Raw genomic sequence first — 23,792 nt, 5'->3', positions numbered from 1 at the left:
TTCTATTTACTTCTTCTAACACGTGGGTCAATTGCTTTATATAGCAAGTCACGGCATGTGTATGAAAGTATTGTAATTAATGAGAATAATGTAACCATAAATAAAATAATATTATAGTCTTTTGAAGTAATGGCGTTCAATAATAAACCACCACTACCAGTGATAAAGAATATTTGTTCAACAAATAAACTTCCAATAAAACTTCCGAAGATTACCACTGGGAAAAAGGTAGCAATCGGGAATAAAGAAGGTTTAAGTGCGTGTGTTCAAACGAATCTTGATTTTGATAAACCTTTTAAATAGGCGAATTTTGCGTGTTGTGAATTTAATTCTCTATTTAGCTCTGTTCTAATATATTTAATATAAACGATAATCGAACCTAACGAAAGTGCCAATCCAGGCAATAGATAGGTTGCTAAATCAGTTTCAACATATAAATAAGGTATTTTAACTGTTCTTCCTAATAATAATAACCATAGAGCGAAAACCAATGAAGGTATTGATGAAAATATCGAAACTATCACGGTTGCAATATGATCTGGTAACTTATCGGGATTCATACCGACATAGACGCCGACAGGAATTCCAATCACAAGTGTTAACATAACCGAGAAAATACCAATTAAGAATGATTTATAGAATCTAATTCACACAAAATCATTGATATTTTGGCCTGGAAAGACTGAAAGCGATACACCGAAATTGCCGACTAAAATATTTCTTAAATAGATAAAATATTGTTCAACTAGTGGTTTATCTAATCCGTAGGTCGCCTCAACAGCTTTTCGTGAAGATTCATCCAGTCCTAATGTTAATGATGTAGAACCGGGAATTGATTTAATTAAAAAGAATGTAATTGTGATAACAATTCAAGCGATTGTTAAAAATTCAAAGACAATAATTAGAAATCTCAATAGAAATTTAATTAAAGGAGATTTAATATTGAACGTCATCGCAAGCTTAGAAATATTAGGCTTGATTTTGTTGTTAAAATCAACATATGATGGTCTTTGAACATATGCTTTGTTAGTTAAATCAAGTTCTGATTCACTAACAATATTATTTGTCGTTTTTTGTTCCATTTTTCCTCCTTTACTTAATTATTTTTGGCAATGTTGCTGATGGTGGGTTAGAAACATCATAAGCATATTGCAACGAGTAACTATATAAACTCGAAGTACCATTCACCCTTGAAACTTCTCAATAAGTATCAACTTCCATTAAAGGAATAACAGGGGCAGTTTCTCTAACTATTTTTTCAAAACCAGCTATTACAGCAAACGCTATAACTTCGGTTCAACCGTCTTTTTTCTCTTCGGGTGTAAATTGTGAAGTGAAAAATCTAAGGTGTCTTTCAGTATAATCATTGATATTTTCGCCATTTTTTACAACTGATAGGTCAACTATCTTATCTCAAACATCCGGACCACCTGGCTTAGTACCTAAAATTCTCAATCTTTGTTTTAATTCATTTATTTGTTTTGCTTTAACCGGATCATTAATAACAAGATTATTGTTTTCATCACGTGAATATCCTAATGATCTGAAATATTCATCATATGTTCATGAACCTGAAGGGTTATTTCTAAAACCTGTTGTTTTTTGACTTTTGGAGTCAATACCATCTGATTTTAGAAACACTCTGATATATGAATAAATATCACTACCAAAGGCATCGAAGTTACGGTAAATTAAGTCATATTTACCAGTAGTTCTTCAATCTTCATAAACGTTTTCCGGTAAGTTTTTGATGTCAATTTGTACATAGTCACCAAATGCTTTTTTCATGAAATCACGCAAAGCAATTCCGGCATTTTTTTGCTCGTCAGTTGAGTTAGAAATAAAATTCAATGTAACATTTTTTAGGTTTGGATGTTCTTTTTTAAACTCATCCAAAAATGCACGAGCAACATCTAAATGATAACCTTTATCGGTACGATCGACAGTCTCGAATTTCATTGATTTAGATATATGATCAATGTGAGTGTAATTTTGTACAGGAATTGGAATTCCTCAAGATTTATCTTTAGCTTCTTCTTTTGCTTTTTTGTAAATATATTTATTTAAATAATTTTTATCGTTGTTTAACTCATCGCCCGAAGGGTATGAACCAAATTTGGTATACATATAGTCGTGTTCAAAACCAGATTCAACTGCATCACCAAAACTAGAAGATGCTTGACCAAAGGCTGTTCATGTAATAACGGGGAATGATGAAGATCACCCAACAATGTTTAATAATTCATTTCTATCAATTGCATAATAAATCGCATTTCTTAAATTTTGGTCATTAACGAAAGAATTTTTATTTGTTTCAGCGTCCAAGTTAAATGCTAAGGCAATAGTACCAAAACCGTTTGATTTATTCATATATGTACGATGTTCTTTATCTGTTCAATATTTTCATTGTAAAACAGGTGGAATTCTAGTGGCTGAAATATAGCCATCATCATACATTGCTGAGTTAATGTTTGGGTCATTTGAGAAATAAATTTTTATGTTATTAGAAATAGTTTTTGCAGCTGAATAATATTGATTATTTTTAGTTAATCTCACAAATCCTTGTGGACCTAAAACAAGTTCATCAATATTGAAAGGACCATTTGTTAAAAAGTTTTCTTTTTTCAGCCCAAATTCTCTTATTCCACCAATTGACTCAACAAAACGTCTATTGATTGGCACTACAATTGATGTTATATCTTGATATGCGTTGTTTAAATTTGTTGGTTGGAAATCGTCATAGGCGATTCTTAAGGTAAATTCATCCAAGGCTAAAACTCTATTTTTAAAGTATTTTTTAGGCTCAATATGTTTAACAAAAGGATTATCAAGTGTTGTTTGGCCACTCGGCAATAAATTAGCGTATAACTTATTTACTGCATCTTGGTAAGGGATTGGGTCAAATTCATCATACGAAATAGACCCTAATTTATGTTTTAACTCATGTGATTGCTGCAAAATCTTTGTAAACTCATCCGAAATTGTTTGTTTAGGGTCAAAATATAGATACTTTTTAACTCTGGTAGGAATTCTTTGTGGTATTTCCTCCAGTTCTTTTTCGGTGTGCAAGTTTAGTGAATATTCAGGGTTAGGAAGCATCAAAATTGTTTCATCATCTTCTCAGTTAAAATCAGGTGAATATGGGATTGATGTTAAAACAGTTTTATTGTCTAAATTTCAGTACATTCTGCCTGAATAAAAACCAAAATTTAAAGCAGCTTCTTTAATTTTTGCAACAGCTTCTTCATCACCTTCAACTTGTGATGCTCAAGGTGAATAATCGAAATTGAAAACATCATATATTCATTTACCGTTTACTTGTTTTAAAGGTGGATAAGCAAAAGGATTTTTATATGCCACTTTGAATTTTTGAATGTATTCTTGTTGGGCTTGCAAAATCTCATTTGAAGCTCTGAATTTTCTTTGCAACATTGTTGTTTGTTTTTGTGATCCAGTTTCTAAGTCAAAAATATAGTGCATTGCGTCAATGTAATCTTCGGCAGTAACTAAATCGCCATTGCTTCATTTGCTTTGACCATCGTTAAGTATTACATTCATTGAAAGAAACTTATTACTTGGTGTAACAACTGCATTTACTGGTAAATAGTCTGTCAAACCAGTTCCGATATTACCGGGAGCTGAACCAAAATCATCCAATGAATAGAAACGACCCGAGTTTTCTGGGTTAGGATTATCGTTTAAAAACTTATCTAAAGTCCCATCTTCTTCTGTTTGATATGTTCCAAGACGGATATTTGGAATATTAGCTATTCTTTTTATTGCCTCGTTAGGTCCAGATTTTAAAGGTGATTCAACAATAGAAGGAAGAATTGTGTTTACTGATGGATATTTAATGTAGTTCAATGAGTTGATTGGGTTAGTAGCTAAACCAAAGTCATAATCTTTTTTGTACTCTAATTTAGTTTTTTGATTATGATCATCTTTTTTGTTATTGGTGCAAGCTACAACAACAAATGGTGTTGCGATAGGCAATAAACTCAATAATTTTCAATATTTTTTACTCATTTTCCCTCCTATTTTGTTCCGTTGAATTGGAAACCAACTTTTATAACTGATACTTTTTTACCATCAATATCTTTTCTATAAACAGATATTGGCGCTTGAGAGAAGGTTTTACCATTCTCTGATACACTTTCGTTGCTTCCTAAGTCAATATTTAATTTTTCACCTGCTTTATTTGCAAAGTAAATTTTGTACTCGTGTCCTGGTGTTAATAATTTGTTTGAATAATTTGACATAATAGCATAATCACTAACTCAGGCTGTAAATCCTGAACCGCTATGGTGTCCATTAGAATCAGTGTAGTCATAAACTTCATCTTTTAAGTAATGACGTGAGCTAGGATCTGATTCGTTATTCACATGTTGAGTTTTGTAATAGAACATATTACTACTGTTTTCTTTATTGATTTTTAGTGTTTTAACTTCTTTGGTTGATAGATCTTCGAAAACTAAATGATCAGCTTTATCAACAACGTCGTTGCTCAAGTAACCGAATAATGCCACAGCATCTTTATCTGTGTTTCTTCAAATGTTTGAAAGGTTTCTATCCCCAATTCCTTGGGCTTGAATGTAGTATTCTCAATAAGCTTGTGGACGATTTGTCACTGTTTTTCCAGTTAAATCTTTAATTCTAATTGTGTCATCGTGGATAGGTTGACCATTGTCATCGTATAGTTTAAATTTCAACATTTCTCTGTATCAACGGTCTTTAAATCAACCGTTATTGATTGATTTAAATTGACCGAAGTAGTTTGAAACTCTATTTGAATCTTCCGAAAATGCTTCAGAATTAACAAATGAACCTGGTTCAAAATCAGTACCTAATTTATCAGCACGTAATTTAGCTTCGGTATCCTCATTAATTTCGTAATTGATAATTGCGTTTTGTACATTTGTACGTTGTTCGCCAGTGAAATTAACTTTTAAGTTATTTCATTTATCAGTTGGAGTTCCATCGATCACATATTCTAAACCAGTATTTGACTCATTTACATTAGTTAAAAACGATGGTAGGTTTTTAAACTCTGTATTTGATGGAGAATAGGTAATTTGCAAGTTATCACGGTTAATAACTTCGGCAAATGAATATGTATAGTCAGAGAAGAATTCATTGAATCTTCTTTCAGTTTTGGTTTTGAAGTATTCTTCAACATCTGAAGTAGGTCTTGATTTTTTAGTGAAACCTTTAACTATTGAAAGCAAGATATCTTTCATACTGAAATTAGACTGACGGAAATTGAAATGTAATTGTGTTGAATACATTTGTGTTTTGTCGTCTAAAATCAACTCATCGAATAGCGACATATCATCTAAACTTACACCATTTTCAGTGGCAAAAGTTGAAAAAGTATCAAATAATTTTTTAACACTTATTTCTCAATTATGCTCATCGATTGAATCGGGATCGGCATTCACATCATTTGATTTATATAGTCCATATCCAAGATTTTTGTCAAAAATTCAGCCATATCTCAATGCATCATCAGTGTTTGCATTCACTTTTTCTTTAATTTTACCTAGTTGAATATCTTTAACTAACATTGCAAGTGGAGAACTTGTGAATCTTTCCATTATTTCATTAGCCATCACTTGTTTATCGTAAGAACCATCTTGGGCAAATAGAGCATTTAGTCTTTCTCTATCGCTTTTTGAAAGAGTGGTTGCAGTCGAAAGTGCTGATCTTAGTGTGTTTGCGAATCTATCAATATTGAATTTAGATTCAACATAGTCTATATCTCAGTTAACAACTTTTTTAACTGGGTCTAATTTTGCTCTAGTAGTATCTACACTTGAAAAACTAAAGAATTTATTGTAGTCGTTGAATGTAATATTGTGTCCAAAACGTTTTATTCCATTTTCGTCTGTTGAATAGAATGAATTAAATAAAGATATTGCGGCGTCTTTTGCCAAAATGTTGTCATTAATTTTAACGGCACTCATTTCTCAAAACGCAGGGTAATCTTTGGCTCTTGGGTTTTCGTTAACAACTTCACCACTTGAGTTAACCATTATATAAACATGTTTTCTTAAGTCATGCCCAACCATTTCTTTCATGTATGGACTGAATCAATTCATATATGGAAGTTGGTTTAACTGTTTTAAGATTTGCGGACTAAAACTGTCTGCTAAGAACCCAGTGGTTAGTGATTGAGAAAGTTTGATATTTGGTAAATAAATTTCATCTGGTGAAAGTCATAACGCTTGTTTTCCACCTGCTGAAACCATTGAATAATTACGTCCGTCTCCAAGATACATAGCAATCATGATGTCAGCAAATGTTACACTCGATTTATCTTTTTCTCTTCCTGTTTCATCATCTTCAATAAATGGGTTAACATAGAATATTTCTTGATCAATTGGTGTTGAAAATCTTACTTTTCTCACTGCTTGTCTTGAATCATTAATATCGTAAAGCAATTCACCATCAGTTGAATAATATTTCGCAAAGAAATAACCTGGTCTTAATCATCCGGTTTCTCTTTTTCTAGAATGGATGTGGTCTAAGTAAGGTTTTAACAATACATTATTGTAGTTTTTGTCAACTTCGGGGAAGATTTCACTATAGCTAGGGTAAGCAATTTGAGTTTTAGGTGTCAATGAAGTATTGGTTGTCGCAAAGTCTCATCCGTTAATTGAGAAATCTTTAACAATTAAGGCTTTAATTGTATTTGATGCATCAGTAATTTTTTTGTTTACAAACTCTAATGCAGCATTATAAGTTTGATTTGCTCTTCTTCTTTGTTGATAATATGGATTGACATTTAAGTCGGTGCTTGATAAATCAATACCAGTTGGAACATTCACAATTGGAGTTCCATCAGCATTAAAGACTAACACTTTATTAATTGTGGTGTAATCACCAGTAGCTTCGTTTCTGATACCTTCAACGATTTTAGGAACAACTTCACCTTTGTAAATTTCAAATTGAATATCGTTGCCTAATCCATCTTTTGCAATTCCTTTTAACATATCTAAAGAAGCTTTTTTGAATGATCAGGTGCCATCAGCGTTTTGTGTCATGTATTTTACAGGGTATTGGTCATCAGAGTATTTTGTTGGGTTCAATGTTCCAGAGTTTTGATCTAAAGTATTCATTAATCATAGGTCGAATACTTCAAGTCATTTTTTATCTTCTTCACCATCAATACCGTTTGCTTTACGACGCTCTTCGGTTGCTTTAACTAGACCTTCATATGTTTGCAAGAAACGACGTTTTGAATTTTCTAATGCTGTTTTTAAATCTTCTTCGCCAACATTGTGACCTCAAACATCGGCAGCAGTTTCCACTGTTGTTTTATCAATAATAATTTGATCACCTTGTTTTTTAGCTAAGTTGTATAGTAAGTATTCACCTTCATTATTTTCTGAAACGATATTAGGTTGGTTCAATAACGGAGATGAGTTTAAACCAACGTGGGTTCTAGCTTTTAGATATAAATCTAATACTTTTCTTGAGTAATAGTTTTGAATGTTTGGAGTTGATCCAGGCACTAAGGCAGAACCATAAAGTGGTTTTTGTCCTTTGTCTCCTAAATCTTGTGCTGCGTTTAAAGTCATATGGTGTCCATACTCATGGGCTGCAACAAATTTTAGAAAATCTACTGATAATCCTTTGTAATCAGGGTTGTTCATTGCCAATAGTGATCATAGACCAATACGTGTATCTGGTTGGAAACCTAAATATTTTCCATCTTCGATTGAATACTCAAATTCACCCTCGTCATTAACTTTTTTAACTAGGTGTTTTCCTTCCAATCATTCAGCAGCTCAAGGTACTTTTCTTAATAATTCATCACTAAAGCCGTCGTATGCTTCGACAAAGACACTGTATGTCAAAATTGTTTTATCGTTGCCTTTTTCGTCTTTAACAATTTTGCTACCTTCTTCTTTAATAACTGCTGGTTTTATTGAAGGTTTGTAGCCAGCTGAGTAAAACATTTCTTTTAATTGTTCTAATGATTGAGTATTTAAAGCGAAATCATCTTTGGCATCAATGTTGTATTTTAAGTATCTAATTGCTTTTAATGTATCAACATCATTAGCACGTTTATCACTAACTTCTTTCAATGTGAAAAATAGTTTTGAACCTTTTTTGTAAGTTCTGTCAATTTGCACATGAAGAATTTTTTCATTAGCTTGTTTTGCCAATTCTTGAGGTGATGTGGTGTCGCCATTAGCACTTATAATACCTAATTTAGTTAATTTTTCTATTAACTCGATTTTAGAAGTTGCAACGATTAATTGATTTTCGTTGTTTAATTCTAGACCGTCACCATTAATCATTTCGTTAAGAACTAGATTTTTAACACTATCAGTTAATTTGATGTTTTTAGCAGCTTTAATTGCGTCAAGATATTTATTGTTTATTTGTCTCTCGAATGACTCAAGATCATTTGCAACAGACAATAGAGATTCAGCTTTGTCAATAATGTCTTTAACAAAAGCTTCTCTTCTATCATTGTAGTTGTTTCTAGTTTGTACATAACGAGTAACAGCGGCGTTATAAGCATCAACAATTTCTTTGTTTGATTCGTAATTTAGTTGATTTTCTTCGCTAAAGTCAAATTCGTGCTCACCGTCATCTTCGAAATCATAAAATTCGTAAGCATCTTCAAAAGCTTCTTTTAGAGTGTCAAGATTAAATAAATCAACCATTTTTTTGTTGTTTGGTAATTGTTGACTTGATTCACTCTCATCATTTTCTTCTTCATCTTCAAATTCTTGGTATCAAGATTTTTTAGCTTCTGCAAGATAAAAATTAGCTTTTGCTTGTGCGTCAGTATATTCACTTAATTTTTGGTTATATTCTGGTGAATTTTGTTCTAATTCGTCAAGTTCATTTTTCAAGTTTTCAGCCAGTTCTGAAAACTCATTATGTTTTTCAATTTTTTGATCAAAGAAGTGTTTTTGGAAAGCGATTACTGGGTTAAATATAGTTGCTAGATAAACTATTTTACGTTGTTCAGGAGCATTTTCTCCATCTCTTGTAAATGTTTTGTAAACGTTGTTTGTGACAATTGCAAAGTATGTTCTGATTAATTCGTTTGTGTCATCAATCATGAATTTAGCAGCAATATCTTTTACGTATTTCAACGGTTCTTTGAAATCGGCCATTATTGATGATAAATCTTGATCATTGGTTAATAATGTTAGAGCTTTAAATAAATCTTCAACGTTATTTTTTATTGCACTATCAGACAAGTTAGCATCTTTGATTTTCTCGTATATTTCATTGATTTTTTGTGTGAAAAATGCAAGTTTATCTTTTTTGTATTGATCAATACCAGTATCAAGAGTTGCTTTATTAGTAATTATTTTTGCATATTCGTCGTAAATAGATTTAATTATGCCGGCAGCTTGTAAGTTGAAATCTGAAATTTGTTTTTCAGCATCTCTTCTCATATCGTCAATATTATCCATTACATACTCAAACGAAGATAAATGTTCTTTTAAATCATCATTTGAATTAATAATTTCTAGAATTTCATTTTTTAAAGTAGGACGATTTTGTTGATCAGTAAATTGAACAATAGCTTTTAGAGTCATTATTCTCACATAGTTTGGAATATAGTACTCAAATTCTTTTGATAATTTACTTAATTTATCAATATCGTCTTTAACTTTTTGCACTGAATCGGCAATATTTAAAGAATCATATTGCGATGAAAGTTCATTATATGCATTTTTTAATCTTGCTTCATCAATAAACTCGTTTTCCAAGGTTTTGAATTCTGATTTAATTTTATTCGCAATATCGTTAATTTGTTCATCACCGCCAGTAAAATCCTCCGCAACACTTCTAGCATTAGGGGCATAAACAAAGAAATCTTTTGGCTCATCATCATTTTGCGAACGAATGAAACCGTTAATGTCTGAATATTCTCTTCAATTAACTTGTGATTTTTCAATATTTTCTTTTAATTCATCAATTGCAATCAATTGTAATGGGTTGAAGGCTAAATCGTGTGAATACAAGACAAATTTTTGTTTTTCAGGCACGATTCTAGCAAAGAAATCACCGCCAAGGAATTTTTCATAGTATTTATAAATTGGCCTGAATTTGTCAATTTCTTTTTTGAAATCAACAATATATTGTGCTTTTTCAATTAAAGAAGTAAATTCAGTTTGTGGGTTGATGAATGGTGATGCTTTGATGTCAGTATAAAGTTTTTCTAATCCAATAAGAGTCTCAAATGTTGCACTTTGAATATTTGCTCTAGCCAGAATTTTTCCAGCATCGCTTTTTAGTTTTTCTTCATTTAACTCATCTTGTTCGTTCAACAATGCACCGATTTGTGTGTTAACTTCTTGAACTTTTTCTTTATTAGGTAATTTATAGTATTGCTCTAAAGCTGAATTAAATCTAGCTAATAATTCATTCAAGTCAGTTAGTTTTTCACGACCAGCTTGAACTTGTTTATTTAAGTTTAAGATTTGTTCTTTTAGTTTAATTATTTCATCTTTGTCGTGCTCATTTTGAATTTGAGTGTTAAGTTCTTTAATTTTTTGTAATTGTAAACCTAATTTAGTTTCAGTCTCTTGTCTTTCTTGATTGTTTGATTCGATTAAATTATCATAAAAACTCTGAACAGTTCTAAATTGACCAGAAGTATTTGTGGCGATTAAATTGTCTTCTGTTGCTTGAGTTTTATTTATTTCATTGCTTAATTTAACAATTTCTGCTTTAATGTCATCAATTCTTTTTAACTTTTTAACCAATTCTTTGAACGATTGAAAATCAGCTTGTTCAAGCAGTATGTTTTCCGACAATCATTTTGCGTATAAAGAATCTAGGTCACTATTTAAGTTATTAAAATCTTTTAGACTTAAGTCAAAACCTGCCTCAATGCTCTGTACATTTTTTGATTTTTCTCACATTGCGTCAGTGTCTTCATTGGTAGATGATACTTCATATTCGGCATCTTCAATTGGGCTAAACATTGTGAATGATTTACCATCATTAAAGTTTAATTGAACAAATTTGTCGGCAATTTTATCTTTTTCTTTAGTTTCTTCAACAAAATCACGAGTTATATTCATAATAGTTTTTTGTTCAAAACTATATGAATCAATATCAGTTGAAAAACCTTTTATACCTTTTTTTGCATATTCATTCAATAGTTTGGCAAATTTAGTTTTAGCTTCTTTAGCACTAGCGGCATTAACTATTGAAACATATTCAGAACTTGCATTTACCCTTCCTGTTTCAATAGGACTGAATGCATCATCTTTGTATTCAGCAGGTAATTGTCCTTTTACGGCAAAAACAGTTTTATTGATTAGCGCTCTCATGTCAGGGATTGATCTAAATGAGTTGGCTTTAAGCGTTTTAAGTGAAATATTACTAAATGCATTATATTTGCTTGCTTTGTCTAAAAATGATTGAATTTCTTCAGAAGTCAATAGTTTTTTATTGATTTTATATAACAATGAATCCGTTGCGTTACCTTGACCACTAATTGTGCTGTAAAAAGGAATAGAACCGAAAAACGCATCAGGGAAGAATTTAATTGTTGTATATTCTTTGTCTTGATTAGAGTGTGAACCTAATGTTATATTATTTCCTTTAAGTTCAACCCCTTTAACAATTGAAAACTCTTTAAGAGTAATGATTTCGGGACCCCATGACACATTTTTCATAAATCATTTAGTAAATGAATAAAAGTCTTTTGCACTAACAGCTTCTAAGTACTCATTGTAAAAATCAAACATACCATATCTAATATTTAGAAATGGATATGCTTTATTCGCTTCGTAATATTGTTTTAGAAACTCATTGTATGACAACTCTTTCCCTTTGTAAACAACAACACCTTCTTCGCCTTGATTTGGGTCAAACGAAGCTACTTCACTTGTTTTTTCAGAGTTTACGAAAGTCATAGACGGCTCTTTAGATAAGTCTAAAAATTCATTGCTTAATTTTTTAGCTTCTGTTCCGTCCTCTAATTTCGGGTTGCTTGAGTTATATTTAAGTACACCGATAGTTGCACCCGCTGCGGCTGCAACTATTCCTAGCGAAATTAAATATTTAGGTCAAACTAGTGTTCTTCAATTTAATGCTTTTTTGGGTTTCTTGTTATTTTTTTTCATATCCCCTCGCTTATTTATTATTTTACATATTCGTTATATAAATTCGTGGCCACTTTGTTAACTCCGGTTGATGATACATATTTTTTCAATAAATCAAATGGAGTTAACTTGTCTTCTGCATCTTCATCGGTTACGTATCTATCAGCACTCATTCTGATAAATTTATTATCTAAAATTACACCTTTTTCTTTTAGAGAATTTAAAAATTCATAATAGTTATTTCTTGCTGTATTAACTGATGCTTTTAGTTCATTTTCTTTGCTATTTTCGTTGTTTTCAATAAATTCAATCAATGCATTAGCATATTGCTCTTCTAATGTTCTGAATTCTTGGAATATTTTATTTTGCTCAGCAGGGTCTTCGTGACTAAAGTTTTCTACTTCAACAGAAGTAATTTGTCTAGCCGAACTTGGTTGGCTAGTTATTTTTAGAGATTCATCAAAGAAATCAGCGATTTCTTTATCTTGACCACCGTTAGCCTCTGTTGCATTATTTCCGTTTTGGTCATTTGATTTTTTAGGAAGAATTTCTAATAATTTTGATTTTTGATTATTTTCATAATATCTAATTAAGACTAGCAATTCTTGAATTGGTAATAATTTTGCTAGATTTTGGATTCTTCTTTTTCTTCTATTTAGATTTTGAATTGCTTCGTTTGCTGTATCAATACTGATTTTGATAGAAGATGTTAATTCGTTTGTAGGTGTATCAGTTGCAGGGTTTCCTAGTGCAGGAATTTTAGTTTGAAGTCCTTTTTTAACTTTATCTAATTGTGCTTTTGCACCTTCTTCGCCATCAACATTGCCAGATTCTTTTTGAGAAAGAACTTTTTGAAGTTTTTTGTCTAACCAGAATAAATCGCCGGCTATATCATCTCTAATTTGATTTACAATTTCACCTTCGACATTTCAATCGTAGTAACTGTTATAATCTTTTGCACTCTCAACATTTTGTTTAACTGTTGCCAGCTGAGTTCTGATGTTAGAAATATTATTGTTAAATTCAGGGTCATCATAGTTTAATGCATTCGACATGTTATATAAATCTAAAACGTCAGTAAACAATTGAATTTGTTTGTTATATTCTTCTCCAGATGTTTCGTATCCTTGCTCTTGTAAATTATTGAAGAATTGAACAAAATATGAATCAGAGTCGCTTTGATCATCGTTTGCTTCATCTTGGTTTTCTAAAGATGTTTTTGAACCAAAGAAATCTGTTTTAAGTTTATTTGTTTTTTCTTTAATTTTTTGAATATCAGCATTTAGTGATTCGTTATCTTTCGATTGTGCTGATGAGTTGATTCCTTCAACAAATTGTAAATAATTGTCGAATGCTTCAATCATTTTGTTTTCATCTTCAGCAGAATAAAATGAATTTCACTTACCACCTTCTGCAAAGTTTGTAGTTAACAATGTTTTATCTTCATTGGCTTTGGTGTAAATATTTTGGATATAAGCCAATGCATCTTCTTTTGTAGAACCTGTATATTCTTGTAATAATGCTTGAATTAAATCTCATTTTTGTTTTAAAGCATCTTTGTATGAAGCGATTTTCGTTTCTTGTTCTTTAATTTTTGAGTCAATTTCTTCGGTACTGTCATATTTAGTTAATGCTTTAAAACCTTCATCATTAATATTATCGCCCAGTAATTTATGCAAGTCAATTAATTTGTATGCATGATTAATTTCTGCCTCTAAAGTTAAAAATTGAGTATATCTAACAAATGATTCTTGGAAGTTTGAATGTGCTTTGGTTCTTAAGTCAACAATTTTAGGTCTGTAATAAGCATAAAAATCTTTATACATCTTTTCGTAATTGTCTTCGTTTTCTCTAAATTCTTTAGTATTTCTATTTGCGAATGATGTTCATAATGTTCCGTTAGTACCTACTGCATCATCAACTAATTTATCAAGTTTTGCTTTCTCTGCTTCAAAGTCAACTGCTTTTAATTGTGCTAATAATTCTTTGGCTTCGGCAATAAATAATTCAACGTCTTTTTCGTATTCAAAACTGCTATATTTAACACTATCGCCAGTTGTTGAAGAAATTAAAGAGCTAAGTGTTGAAATTAGTTTTGTATAAAGTTTTGTGTAACGCAATGAACGTACAAATGGTTTTTGTTTTTCAACTTTTAATCACTCAACAACTTGATTTTTCATCGCTGTTAATTTTTCTTTGGCACTTTGAATAAATTCTTGATCAATTATTGATTGATATACAGGGAATGGCGAGATTGTCATGCTTGGATCAACTTTATATTTTGCTAAGAAACGTCTATTAGCTATTGAGTCTGTTACTGAACCTACATTAATAAATTTTCCAGCAACAGCTGTTGCAGTATTATCTTCCAATCTGTATCAACTGGCGATTTGAGCCATCAATAATTTTTCGTTTTTAGCATTCAAGTATTCTTCTTTATATGATTCTAATTCAGCGATAAGTTTTTGTTTTTCGCTTGCACCATCGTCATTAGAGCCTTCTGTGTTATACACCGAGTCTTGATTTGCTTTAACAGCTTCAATCAATCTATCAATATCATCAATTCTTCATTGGAATAACATTGCTAATTGTTCATCTGCTTTAACAGGTAATAAAACAACACTCGAACCGCTATTAACATAGTTTGCAACAACTGAAGCACGACCTAAAACATTGATAATTGCTTGTTGTCAACTGATAAAATTAGATAAGTCTTCTGGAGTATTATTGTACTCGTTCAATGTAGCTAAAACACTTGTTCTAATTTGATTTAGAACATTTTTTTCGCTCTCATATCTTTCAGGGAACTGTCTTTGCAATTCATTTGGAAATTGATCGGTTAAAAATTTTGATAAAGTGTTAAGTAATTTTTTAGCCGAAACATTACTTCTTTCGATTTTTTTACCTCTAACTTTTTCAATTTCTCTATTTAACAATTCAATTTGAGCTTCTAGATCAGCAATTCTATCTCGATCATTTGAGTTTGGATTTTGTTGTGCTTCTAATTGAGCAGTTAATTTTTCAATCAATTTTTTGCTTTTTTCAATATCTTCTCTTGCTTTTTTCAATGTATTTGTTAAACTAGCAATTTTTCTTTCGTCTTCATTATTGTTTGATTTTTGTCCGTCATTAGTACATGCAGCAGCCAAAGCTACTAACGGCAATGGCGACAATGCTGTTATTGACAATAAATTTTTCTTCTTCATATTGACCTCCGTGGTATTAATTTATGGTTATGTAAATAAAATTAAAAGTAGATTTCTAGAACCTACTTAAGTTAATTAAATTTACTGGGTAGGCTTCGATCAGCCACCATAGAAACACTTGTGGCTCGCATTAGTAAAAATTCATGATTTGAATCATGATAATATTTTTCCCTTTAAAAATGCGTGCATTTAAGTTTTTTAACATAACAATTCAATTATATAGAAAAAAGATTTTTTAAAAAATAATTTTTATCATAAAAAAACACTCAAAAAGTGTTTGAAATCATTTGTTTTAACGAACTAATAACTCAATTTTTTCAATATATTTATTGAGATTTTCTTCAGAAATTTTCTTTGTTTTGCCATAAGCAAAAATATAAAACTTAATTTTTGGTTCAGTGCCAGAAGGTCTTAAAGCAATTCAATCATCGTTATCTTTAAAACTGATCTTAATCATATTTGCTTTCATGTAATCAGTGTTTTCGTTAAAGTCAGTAACAACTTTATTTGCTAAGTCAATATTTTTAAATTGTTGTTGTAATTTAGATAAGTTAAAATTTTCGCTAATTTCAATATTGATTGTTTTTGAAGAAATAAAATTGTATTCTTCGTAAATGTCATTAAGCACATCAACAAGTGTTTTGGATTGTTGTTTGTAAAAATCAACCATTTTTAACAGTATAGCTAACGATTGCAAGGCGTCTTTATCACGTGCAATTGATGGATCAATTAAAGAACCATAACTCTCTTCAAAACCATATAAATAATTGCCACTGTTTTCGTTAATAAATTTAGAAATTCATTTAAAACCTGTCGGAACTATGAAACTATTTATATTGTGTTTTTTAGCAATCAAAGCGGGTAGATTTGATGAGACAAACGAGTAAACAATGTATGAATTTTGTTTAATGTTTTCAATATTTTTCAGTAAAAAATCAAAAATTAAGGTGGCAGTTTCATTTCCATTTAGCAATACATATTGCCCTTTGTGTAAGACTTTAATACCTACTCGATCCACATCAGGATCAGTAACAATAATTGCGCCTGCATTGTTTTTTAATGCCACTATTTCACTCTCTTTATAGGCTTCATTTAATTCCGGATTAGGATAAGGACAGGTAGGAAAATTGCGATTCGGTTTTATTTGTTCTGTTGGCATAAAATAATCAATATTTTGCTTAAAGCCAAATCTGTCAAAAATTTCACGAGCAAATTTAATTCCAGCTCCGTGCAAACTTGAATAGACAAATTTTATTTTTTCAGAAGTGGCAAAATTATATTCGCCACCAGCCTGAATAGCTTTAGTCAAATACTCTTTTTTCTCTTTTTCAGTATTAATTTGAATGTTTTTGTTGCTTAAAGGAAATTTAGCATCAACATATTCAGAATAAAAGTCATAATTTTCAAAATATGATTTTATTTGTTCAATTTCCTCAGGCAAACATTGTGAACCATAGTTGTTATATAGTTTGATTCCGTTGTATAGATAAGGATTATGACTTGCAGTGATATTAAAACCACCATGGGCTTGGTGTTTAATAATTAAAAATGAAACAAAGGGTGTAGGTGTTAAATCTTTGCTTATAATTATTTTAAATTTTTCGTAGCTTTGCAAAATATTTGCAATAATGCTTGCATATTTGTGTGAGTAACGACGACTATCACGTCCAATTACCACTTTTATTTGTTTTTCATCTTTGTATTTATTCAATAAATATTTAGCAAATCCGTGTGCAATCCGTTGAACATGTGCTTGGGATAAATGATTTATACCCTTGCCGACAATTCCCCTTATGCCTGCAGTTCCGAAATCTATCGGTTCTAATTTAATATTTTTACTCATGCAATAATTATAAATTAATAAACTCCTTATTAGTTATAAACTGGTAATTTTATACAAAAAGTCAAAAAATAAAAATTTTTTTCAAATATTAATTATTCCTTTTCTGTGTGTTTATAATTCATCTTGAATTGGAGGTTTATGAAAGATTCTATTATAAAAAAACCTAAGTCTAAAACTTGAATTAACGAAATTTTTAAAGTAAATGTTTATGAACTGGTTCTTGGCGCTATATTTTTGTCAATGCATATTGTGATTATCTATTTTGCTAAATTTACAATATTGCGTGTAATTCCAGTGCAATTAGAATATCTGATGTTTATTTTTTATGGTCTAATTTTCGGACCTTTTAAAGGTGCAATATTATCTTTATTAGGTGACACCCTCGTTCTTTTATTAACAGGTTCTATTGGAACATGATTTTGGCTTTACGCAATTGTGCCCCCACTAATTTCGGCTGTATCTTATTTTTATTTTTTAATGTTTAGAAAAACAAAAATAATTCGTTTTGTCTTTGCTTACACATTGACCATAATTTCTTTTGTACTAGCAATAATCATTTATTTAAAATATGCCGATCCTAATGGCGATTTTAAATTAAGCAAAAAAGTAATTGCTCCTCGCAATATTATTGTCATTTTAATTATGGTTTATGCATTCTTATCACTGATTTTAACTACTTTTTTCACTATTTTGTACTTCATTTACAAAAACGAAAAATGAAACTATTATATTCTCGTTACATCATTAATTTTATTTATCTCAATAGTATTTAGATGAATACTAGGACCAGTAAGCTATATAGAATTTTATAATTACTTTTTTGCTCCCAAGAGCGGAAAATTAAAACATTATGGCATAGACTATATTGTTTTATTCGTAAAAATAGTCATTAAAGACTTATTTATAATTCCAATTTACATTACAGTTTTTAGCCCCGTATTTATCGTAACTAATATTTTGAAAGAAAAATTCATTAATAATGTCCGAAAAATCAAATATTAATTGAATTTTAGTATACAATTACAAACATGAATAAAAAGACTAAATCACGCAGAACTAATCGAATCGAAGTCATTAATGTTATTTATGCTTGCGAGTTATTGAATAATTATGATTTAGCAAGAATAAGACAAACACACGATGAATTGAATGATGAACAATTTTTACAATTAGAAAAAGTTGTTCAAAATAAAGACTATTTAGCGAAAATTATTGACAAATTTTTAACCAATAAAACTTGAAACGAAGAAAGCCCATTAATAAGAGCAATTTTATTGAACTCAACATTGGAAATGTTCAGTATTAATCCTAGAATTGTAATTAACGAAGCTGTCGAAGTAACCAAAGATTTTTTTGGAGAAGAATCCAATTTATACAAACACGTTAATAGAGTAGTTGATAATGTTTATCGTTTCTTCGTGGTTAATGAAGCATTTTTACGTAAATATTTGAAATAATAAAAATGGCTTGCGCCATTTTTTTTATATTTCCAATGATTCTAAAATTTTATTTAATTCAGGTTTAACTTCAGCAATGATTTCATCGTGGCTTTGTTTGCTTCTAGGTTCAACTTTGTTGCCGTCTACTAAAAATGTTTCAATTTGTTTAGCACCAAAGAAATTGAAAATTCCTTTTAGTGTGTCAAGAAAACCGGCAAATGGGTATCAACCTAATGGAGCTCCTTGGGTTCCGATAATAACAACTTTAAGATTAGTTAGTAAACCAATTGAACCACCTTTTGTACTGTATTTATATGAAAAAGTTTTGTTAGCAACTGCAATAGCATCTAGAAAGTTTTTAATTCCTGCTGTGTATGAAAAGTTTGTCATTGGTGTTGATAAAACTAAAACATCTGTGTCGTGTAATTTATTGATTCATTCGTCTGAGTCAACATCTTTAAAAAATTCTGCAAAGTTTGTTGCTGTCAATGAATGATTAGCAAATTGTGAATTTGAAGTATCTAGTTTAGTTAATGTTGAATTTGGATATTTAGCCATTAATTCTTTTACGGCTTCATTGTTTAGTTTTTCTGATAAAGATTCTCTATTTACGGTACCTGTTACCGATAATATTTTTAATGATTTCATTTATTCCTCCGATTATATAACGTTATTATAACACCACACGAAATAGCATAAATAACTTTTTTTCGGTTTTTTTCGCCTTAAATCACGTTTTTTGCTTTTTTTGCACCTTTAATGCCGGCGAATAGTCATTAAATTAAAATAACGACTTGAAAATTATTTATAATTAAAACATTATGAATCAAAACCAATTTAATCAGATTTTGCAAAATACCGCAAATGAGCCAAAAAATATATCGATCGAAATGCGAAACGGTATTATTATAGGCACAGTTTTAATGGGATTATTAATCGTATCTCTATTAACTCTTTACATTTGACATATCACCAAAGCAAGAAAAAAAGAAACAATGGGCTTCAAATTCGAATCGCAAATTTCCAACGAGTTAACTTACTACACAAAAAACAAAAAAATCAATTTCAAATACATTCCTGGTGGCTTATACGAATATGCCATGGGCAGTCAAAAATTTGAAATTGACGGAATTTTATACAACAACAAAATATTCATTATTATTGAAACGAAATATTTAATTGGTGAATTAAAAGGCAGTGTTGCCAACAAAAATTTGTCATTAGTTTATAAAAAACACAACCGAAAAGTAACTAATCCAATATCACAAAACCATACACACCTAAATCATTTTCACGCTATGTGTGGTTTTAATTTACCAATGTTATCAATGATTATTTTTCCTGAGGATTTGAAATTTAGTGTTGAAGGTGTTGATAATCACACAATAATTGCCAGCGAAAAAAATTATCAACAAATACTGCAAGAAGTTGAGAATGATTTAGATGAATTCGGAGAAATGGATAAAGAAAAAGTTAATGCTGTGTTAGACGCTATTAAAACAAATAAAGTAACTTCACGTAAAGATATTAAAAAATGAGAAAAAGGCTTCAAACAAAATGGAGAATAATATCCCGAGCTCAGTATCTATTGACAATGTCACCTACGATTTATACTATACAAAAAATAAAACTAATGGCTATAAGGCGAGCTCAATAACTAAAAATATTGTTATTTTTTACAATAGCAAAAAGAATTTAGCAAAATACATAAATGGACTTATCCAAAATAGTGACTCTATTAAATTTGAACAAAAAGCAATATACGTTTTTTCACCAATTGAGAATAAATTTGTTTGAATAGGCGGAAAAAGATACCAAACAAAATTCATCTATAAGGATACAAAAATGCGTATGCTTTTAGACGACAAAGAAAATATTGCCTATTTTGTATTGAAGCAAAATTATCGCAATATCAGTATGGAAAAACTTAATTCAAAACTGTTGAATTTATTGAAAATCTGGTTATTTAAAGAAGTTGAACAAAGACACAAAAATATTGAAAGAAAACTCAATGTTATTGATACAATTCCAATAAATATCTATAAAAGATTGAGCTATTGAGGATCATACAAGTTCAATACCTTAACAAAGAAAAAAGAAATTCACTATTCAGTGTTAACATTGTTAACACCGCACGAATATTGAGATTCAGTCATGATACATGAAATCGCACATGATATTTTTCGCGGTAAAGGCCACAGTCGTGAATTTAAACAATTTTGTAAGCAAAATGATTCTAATTTCAATATTTATTCAGGAAAAAATATTGAAATCTCTGCGTATATAAATTTAGATTTAGAAATAGCAAAATAGCTCTTTTTAATAAAGAAAAACCAGCGTTTATATTGACGCTGGTTTTTGATTATTTTTCGCTTAAATCTGTTTATATTAAAGCAATTCTTTATATTTTTTTAGATACAATCTTTTTACAAATAAAGTTAGGGTTATGTATAAAAGTATTGAGCCAGCCAATAAGGCGTAGAATCAAGGGTTTAAAGCCTCAACTTTTAATGCGTTATTTAATCATGGAACATAAGGACTAACAGTAATTAGAATTGACCCTAAAATCGAGAATAACAATAGCGGTGTTGCTGGTTTTGATTGAATAAAGGCAATTTTTTCAGTCCGAATAAAGTGAATAATCAAACTTTGAGTTCACATTGAAATTATGAATCAACCTGTTTGGAATAAGATTTTAAATCTTTCGCTGTCGACATCAAGACCTGGATATAGATTAGGTATAAAGACATAGCGCAATAATATAAAGGCTAATATATCGACTATAGACGAAACAGGGCCGAATCAGAGCATAAATTTAACAATTGACTTCGGATTTCACTTACGAGGTTTGTTCAGTAATTCTTTATCAACATTATCTCAAGGTATTGCACCACAAGAAATATCATAGATTAGGTTAAGGAATAGAATTTGAACTGCCATCATCGGCGAGAATGGTAAGATCAAGGCAGCAAATAAAATACTGATAATATTACCGAAATTACTTGCGACAGTCATTTTGATATATTTATTCATGTTTGAGTATGTTTTACGACCTTCAATAATTCCGGTTGCTAAAACATTTAAGTCTTTTTCTAAAAGAATAATATTAGCACTCTCTTTGGCAATATCAACTGCTGTATCCACTGAAATGGAAACATCAGCAACTTTCATTGCAGGGGCATCATTAATACCATCACCCATATAACCGACAACGTGTCCTTTGTTACGTAAAGCAGTAATAATAGTTGCTTTTTGGTCTGGTGAAAGTTTAGCAAAAATATTGTAATGTTCAACAACATCTTCAATTTGTTCTTGGTTTAATGACTCAAGATCTTTACCTAAAATTACTTTTTCACTAGGGATACCAACTTGTGCACAAATTGCTCTTGTAACACGAGCGTTGTCACCTGTTAAAATTTTAACTTCTACACCGTGTTTGTGTAGATTTTCAATAGCACTCGCTGTTGATTCTTTAGGCGGATCAAGGAAGGCTAAATAACCAATCAAAATCATTTCTGATTCATCTTTAACGCTAAATGTTCCTACGGTATTTAAATCAACATCTTTACGGGCAACCGCAATAACACGCATACCTTTATCGTTTAAATCATCAACATTTTTCAATACTTTTTGTATTAGATGGGTGCTTAATTGTTCTATTTTGCCACCAATTTCAATATGTGAACAAATTGATAACATTTCTTCAACAGCACCTTTAGTAATAACTTGTACTTTTGAGTCTTTGCTCTTAACAATAACTGACATTCTCTTTCTTTCGAAATCAAATGGTATTTCATCAACCTTATTGTATAAAGTCTCTAATTGACGTAATTGCTCATCAATAACACTTAATTCTTCTGTTTTATCAATTATTGATAAATCAAGCAGATTTTTTAAACCTGTTTGGAAATACGAGTTTAAAAAACCATATCGTAATACACGATTATTGTCTTTGCCTAAAACATCTAAGTGACGTTCTAGGACAATTTGATCTAAGGTCAATGTTCCGGTTTTATCTGTACAAAACACGTCCATTGCCCCAAAATTCTGAATTGAATTTAGACTTTTGATTATTGTTTTTTTCTTAGACATTGTTACAGCACCTTTAGCCAAGGTCGATGTGACTATCATTGGCAACATCTCAGGGGTTAAACCAACAACAACTGAAATAGCAAATAGCAATGCTTCTAGTCATTTACTACTATCGCCTTTGACTTGTCCCTTAATACCAATAATCAAAAATACAATCGGCACCACTATCAACATTATTCTAATTAATAATTTTGAGATTGATGAAATACCTTTTTCAAAATCAGTTTTAACTGGTTTTTCGTTTATTTTCTGTACAACTTGACCAATGTATGTTTCATTTCCAGTTGCCACAACTATTGCCCGAGCAGAGCCAGAAATAACATTAGAACCCATAAAGGCTAAGTTGTGGTAATCAACGATATTATCGTAGTCAAAGTTTTTGACTAAATGCGAAAATTTTTCGATCGAATGACTTTCGCCGGTTAAAGAAGACTGAGAGACGAATAAGTCTTTCGCACTCAATATTCTTACATCCGCAGGAATAATATCGCCCGCAGCCAAGACTATGATATCTCCAACCACTATTTCTTCCAATGGCAACTCATAATAGATTCCGTTCCTTTGAACTCTTGCGGTAGTTGATATCATTTTGATTAATTTATCAGATGATGAACTCGAGCGAATTTCTTCAACTAGATGCAAAATACCACTTAATAAAACCATGGAAAGAATAATAATCATTGTTGCCGGTTCAGCTTTTTCGTTATTTACTAATTTCAATATAACATCAGTAACAAGCGAAATAAGTGATAAAACGATTAAAATAATTGAAAATGGATTAAAAAAGGAAGCCACAATTTTATTCCAAAGTGTATTATTAGATTTTTTATCCAACTTATTTGAGCCATAAATCTCAAGATTTTTTTCAATAGTTGAATCATCAATAATTCCTTTGGCTGAGGAATTAAATGTTGCAAATAATTCACTATCATTCATATTTGCACTCTCGTGAATACGTTTTTTAACTAAATCGGTTGAGACAGCTTGTTTTTTGTTTTTTCTTTTCATCTAACCTCCTTTACTATGCACTTATATATTAATTTTATATTAATTAAATATATAAGTTAATTATTAAATGAATATTTAAATATTTATGTAAAATAAAAATCAGGAGATTAAT

Annotated in this window: 11 protein-coding genes; 4 read left to right on the top strand and 7 right to left on the bottom strand. The window is 30.4% G+C overall.

Annotated elements, in window-relative coordinates; all coding sequences use genetic code 4:
• Positions 1-2 precede the first annotated feature (2 nt).
• From NXS15_RS01855 to NXS15_RS01835, 5 genes are all read right to left on the bottom strand, one after another.
• Positions 3-1,082: an ABC transporter permease gene (locus tag NXS15_RS01855; RefSeq protein WP_259290172.1), complete on the bottom strand. Its 1,080-nt coding sequence runs from the start codon at positions 1,080-1,082 to the stop codon at positions 3-5.
• Between the two features lie 10 nt (positions 1,083-1,092).
• Positions 1,093-4,026, bottom strand: a complete 2,934-nt coding sequence (locus NXS15_RS01850) for an ABC transporter substrate-binding protein (protein WP_259290171.1) — start codon at positions 4,024-4,026, stop codon at positions 1,093-1,095.
• Positions 4,027-4,034: 8 nt separating this feature from the next.
• Positions 4,035-12,113 carry a PDxFFG protein gene (locus NXS15_RS01845; protein WP_259290170.1) on the bottom strand — a complete coding sequence of 2,693 codons (8,079 nt, stop codon included), beginning with the start codon at positions 12,111-12,113 and terminating at the stop codon, positions 4,035-4,037.
• 17 nt (positions 12,114-12,130) lie between these two features.
• The gene (locus tag NXS15_RS01840) at positions 12,131-15,298 is read right to left on the bottom strand and encodes a hypothetical protein (RefSeq protein WP_259290169.1); all 3,168 of its coding nucleotides are present in this window, start codon (positions 15,296-15,298) and stop codon (positions 12,131-12,133) included.
• Positions 15,299-15,590: 292 nt separating this feature from the next.
• The gene (locus NXS15_RS01835; RefSeq protein ID WP_259290168.1) at positions 15,591-17,141 is read right to left on the bottom strand and encodes a phospho-sugar mutase; all 1,551 of its coding nucleotides are present in this window, start codon (positions 17,139-17,141) and stop codon (positions 15,591-15,593) included.
• A gap of 138 nt (positions 17,142-17,279) precedes the next feature.
• On the opposite strand from NXS15_RS01835, the gene NXS15_RS01830 reads away from it, so the two are divergent.
• Positions 17,280-18,143: a hypothetical protein gene (locus tag NXS15_RS01830; protein ID WP_259290167.1), complete on the top strand. Its 864-nt coding sequence runs from the start codon at positions 17,280-17,282 to the stop codon at positions 18,141-18,143.
• A gap of 26 nt (positions 18,144-18,169) precedes the next feature.
• Positions 18,170-18,598, top strand: coding sequence for a transcription antitermination factor NusB (locus NXS15_RS01825; protein WP_259290166.1), 429 nt, complete (start codon positions 18,170-18,172; stop codon positions 18,596-18,598).
• A 24-nt stretch (positions 18,599-18,622) separates the two neighbouring features.
• Here the strand turns inward: NXS15_RS01825 and NXS15_RS01820 are convergent, their stop codons facing one another.
• The gene (locus tag NXS15_RS01820; RefSeq protein WP_259290165.1) at positions 18,623-19,228 is read right to left on the bottom strand and encodes an FMN-dependent NADH-azoreductase; all 606 of its coding nucleotides are present in this window, start codon (positions 19,226-19,228) and stop codon (positions 18,623-18,625) included.
• A 173-nt stretch (positions 19,229-19,401) separates the two neighbouring features.
• Between NXS15_RS01820 and NXS15_RS01815 the strand changes: the two genes are divergently transcribed.
• Together NXS15_RS01815 and NXS15_RS01810 are read left to right on the top strand one after the other, a co-directional pair.
• Positions 19,402-20,148, top strand: a complete 747-nt coding sequence (locus NXS15_RS01815) for a nuclease-related domain-containing protein (RefSeq protein WP_259290164.1) — start codon at positions 19,402-19,404, stop codon at positions 20,146-20,148.
• Complete coding sequence (locus NXS15_RS01810) at positions 20,138-20,893, top strand: YgjP-like metallopeptidase domain-containing protein (protein WP_259290163.1); 756 nt, start codon at positions 20,138-20,140, stop codon at positions 20,891-20,893. Before NXS15_RS01815 ends, NXS15_RS01810 begins: the two co-directional genes overlap by 11 nt.
• A gap of 75 nt (positions 20,894-20,968) precedes the next feature.
• On the opposite strand, the gene mgtA is transcribed toward NXS15_RS01810, so the two are convergent.
• Positions 20,969-23,680 (bottom strand): magnesium-translocating P-type ATPase, encoded by a 2,712-nt coding sequence (gene mgtA / locus NXS15_RS01805; RefSeq protein ID WP_259290162.1) that lies wholly within the window; start codon positions 23,678-23,680, stop codon positions 20,969-20,971.
• Between the last annotated feature and the right edge of the window lie 112 nt (positions 23,681-23,792).

The organism is Mycoplasma sp. CSL7475-4 (genome assembly GCF_024834065.1).
In the GTDB taxonomy this organism is placed as follows: Bacteria; Bacillota_I; Bacilli_A; order Mycoplasmatales; family Metamycoplasmataceae; genus Mycoplasmopsis.
The sequence above is the reverse complement of the archived record's forward strand: the minus strand, read 5'-3'. Positions and strand labels throughout refer to the sequence as shown.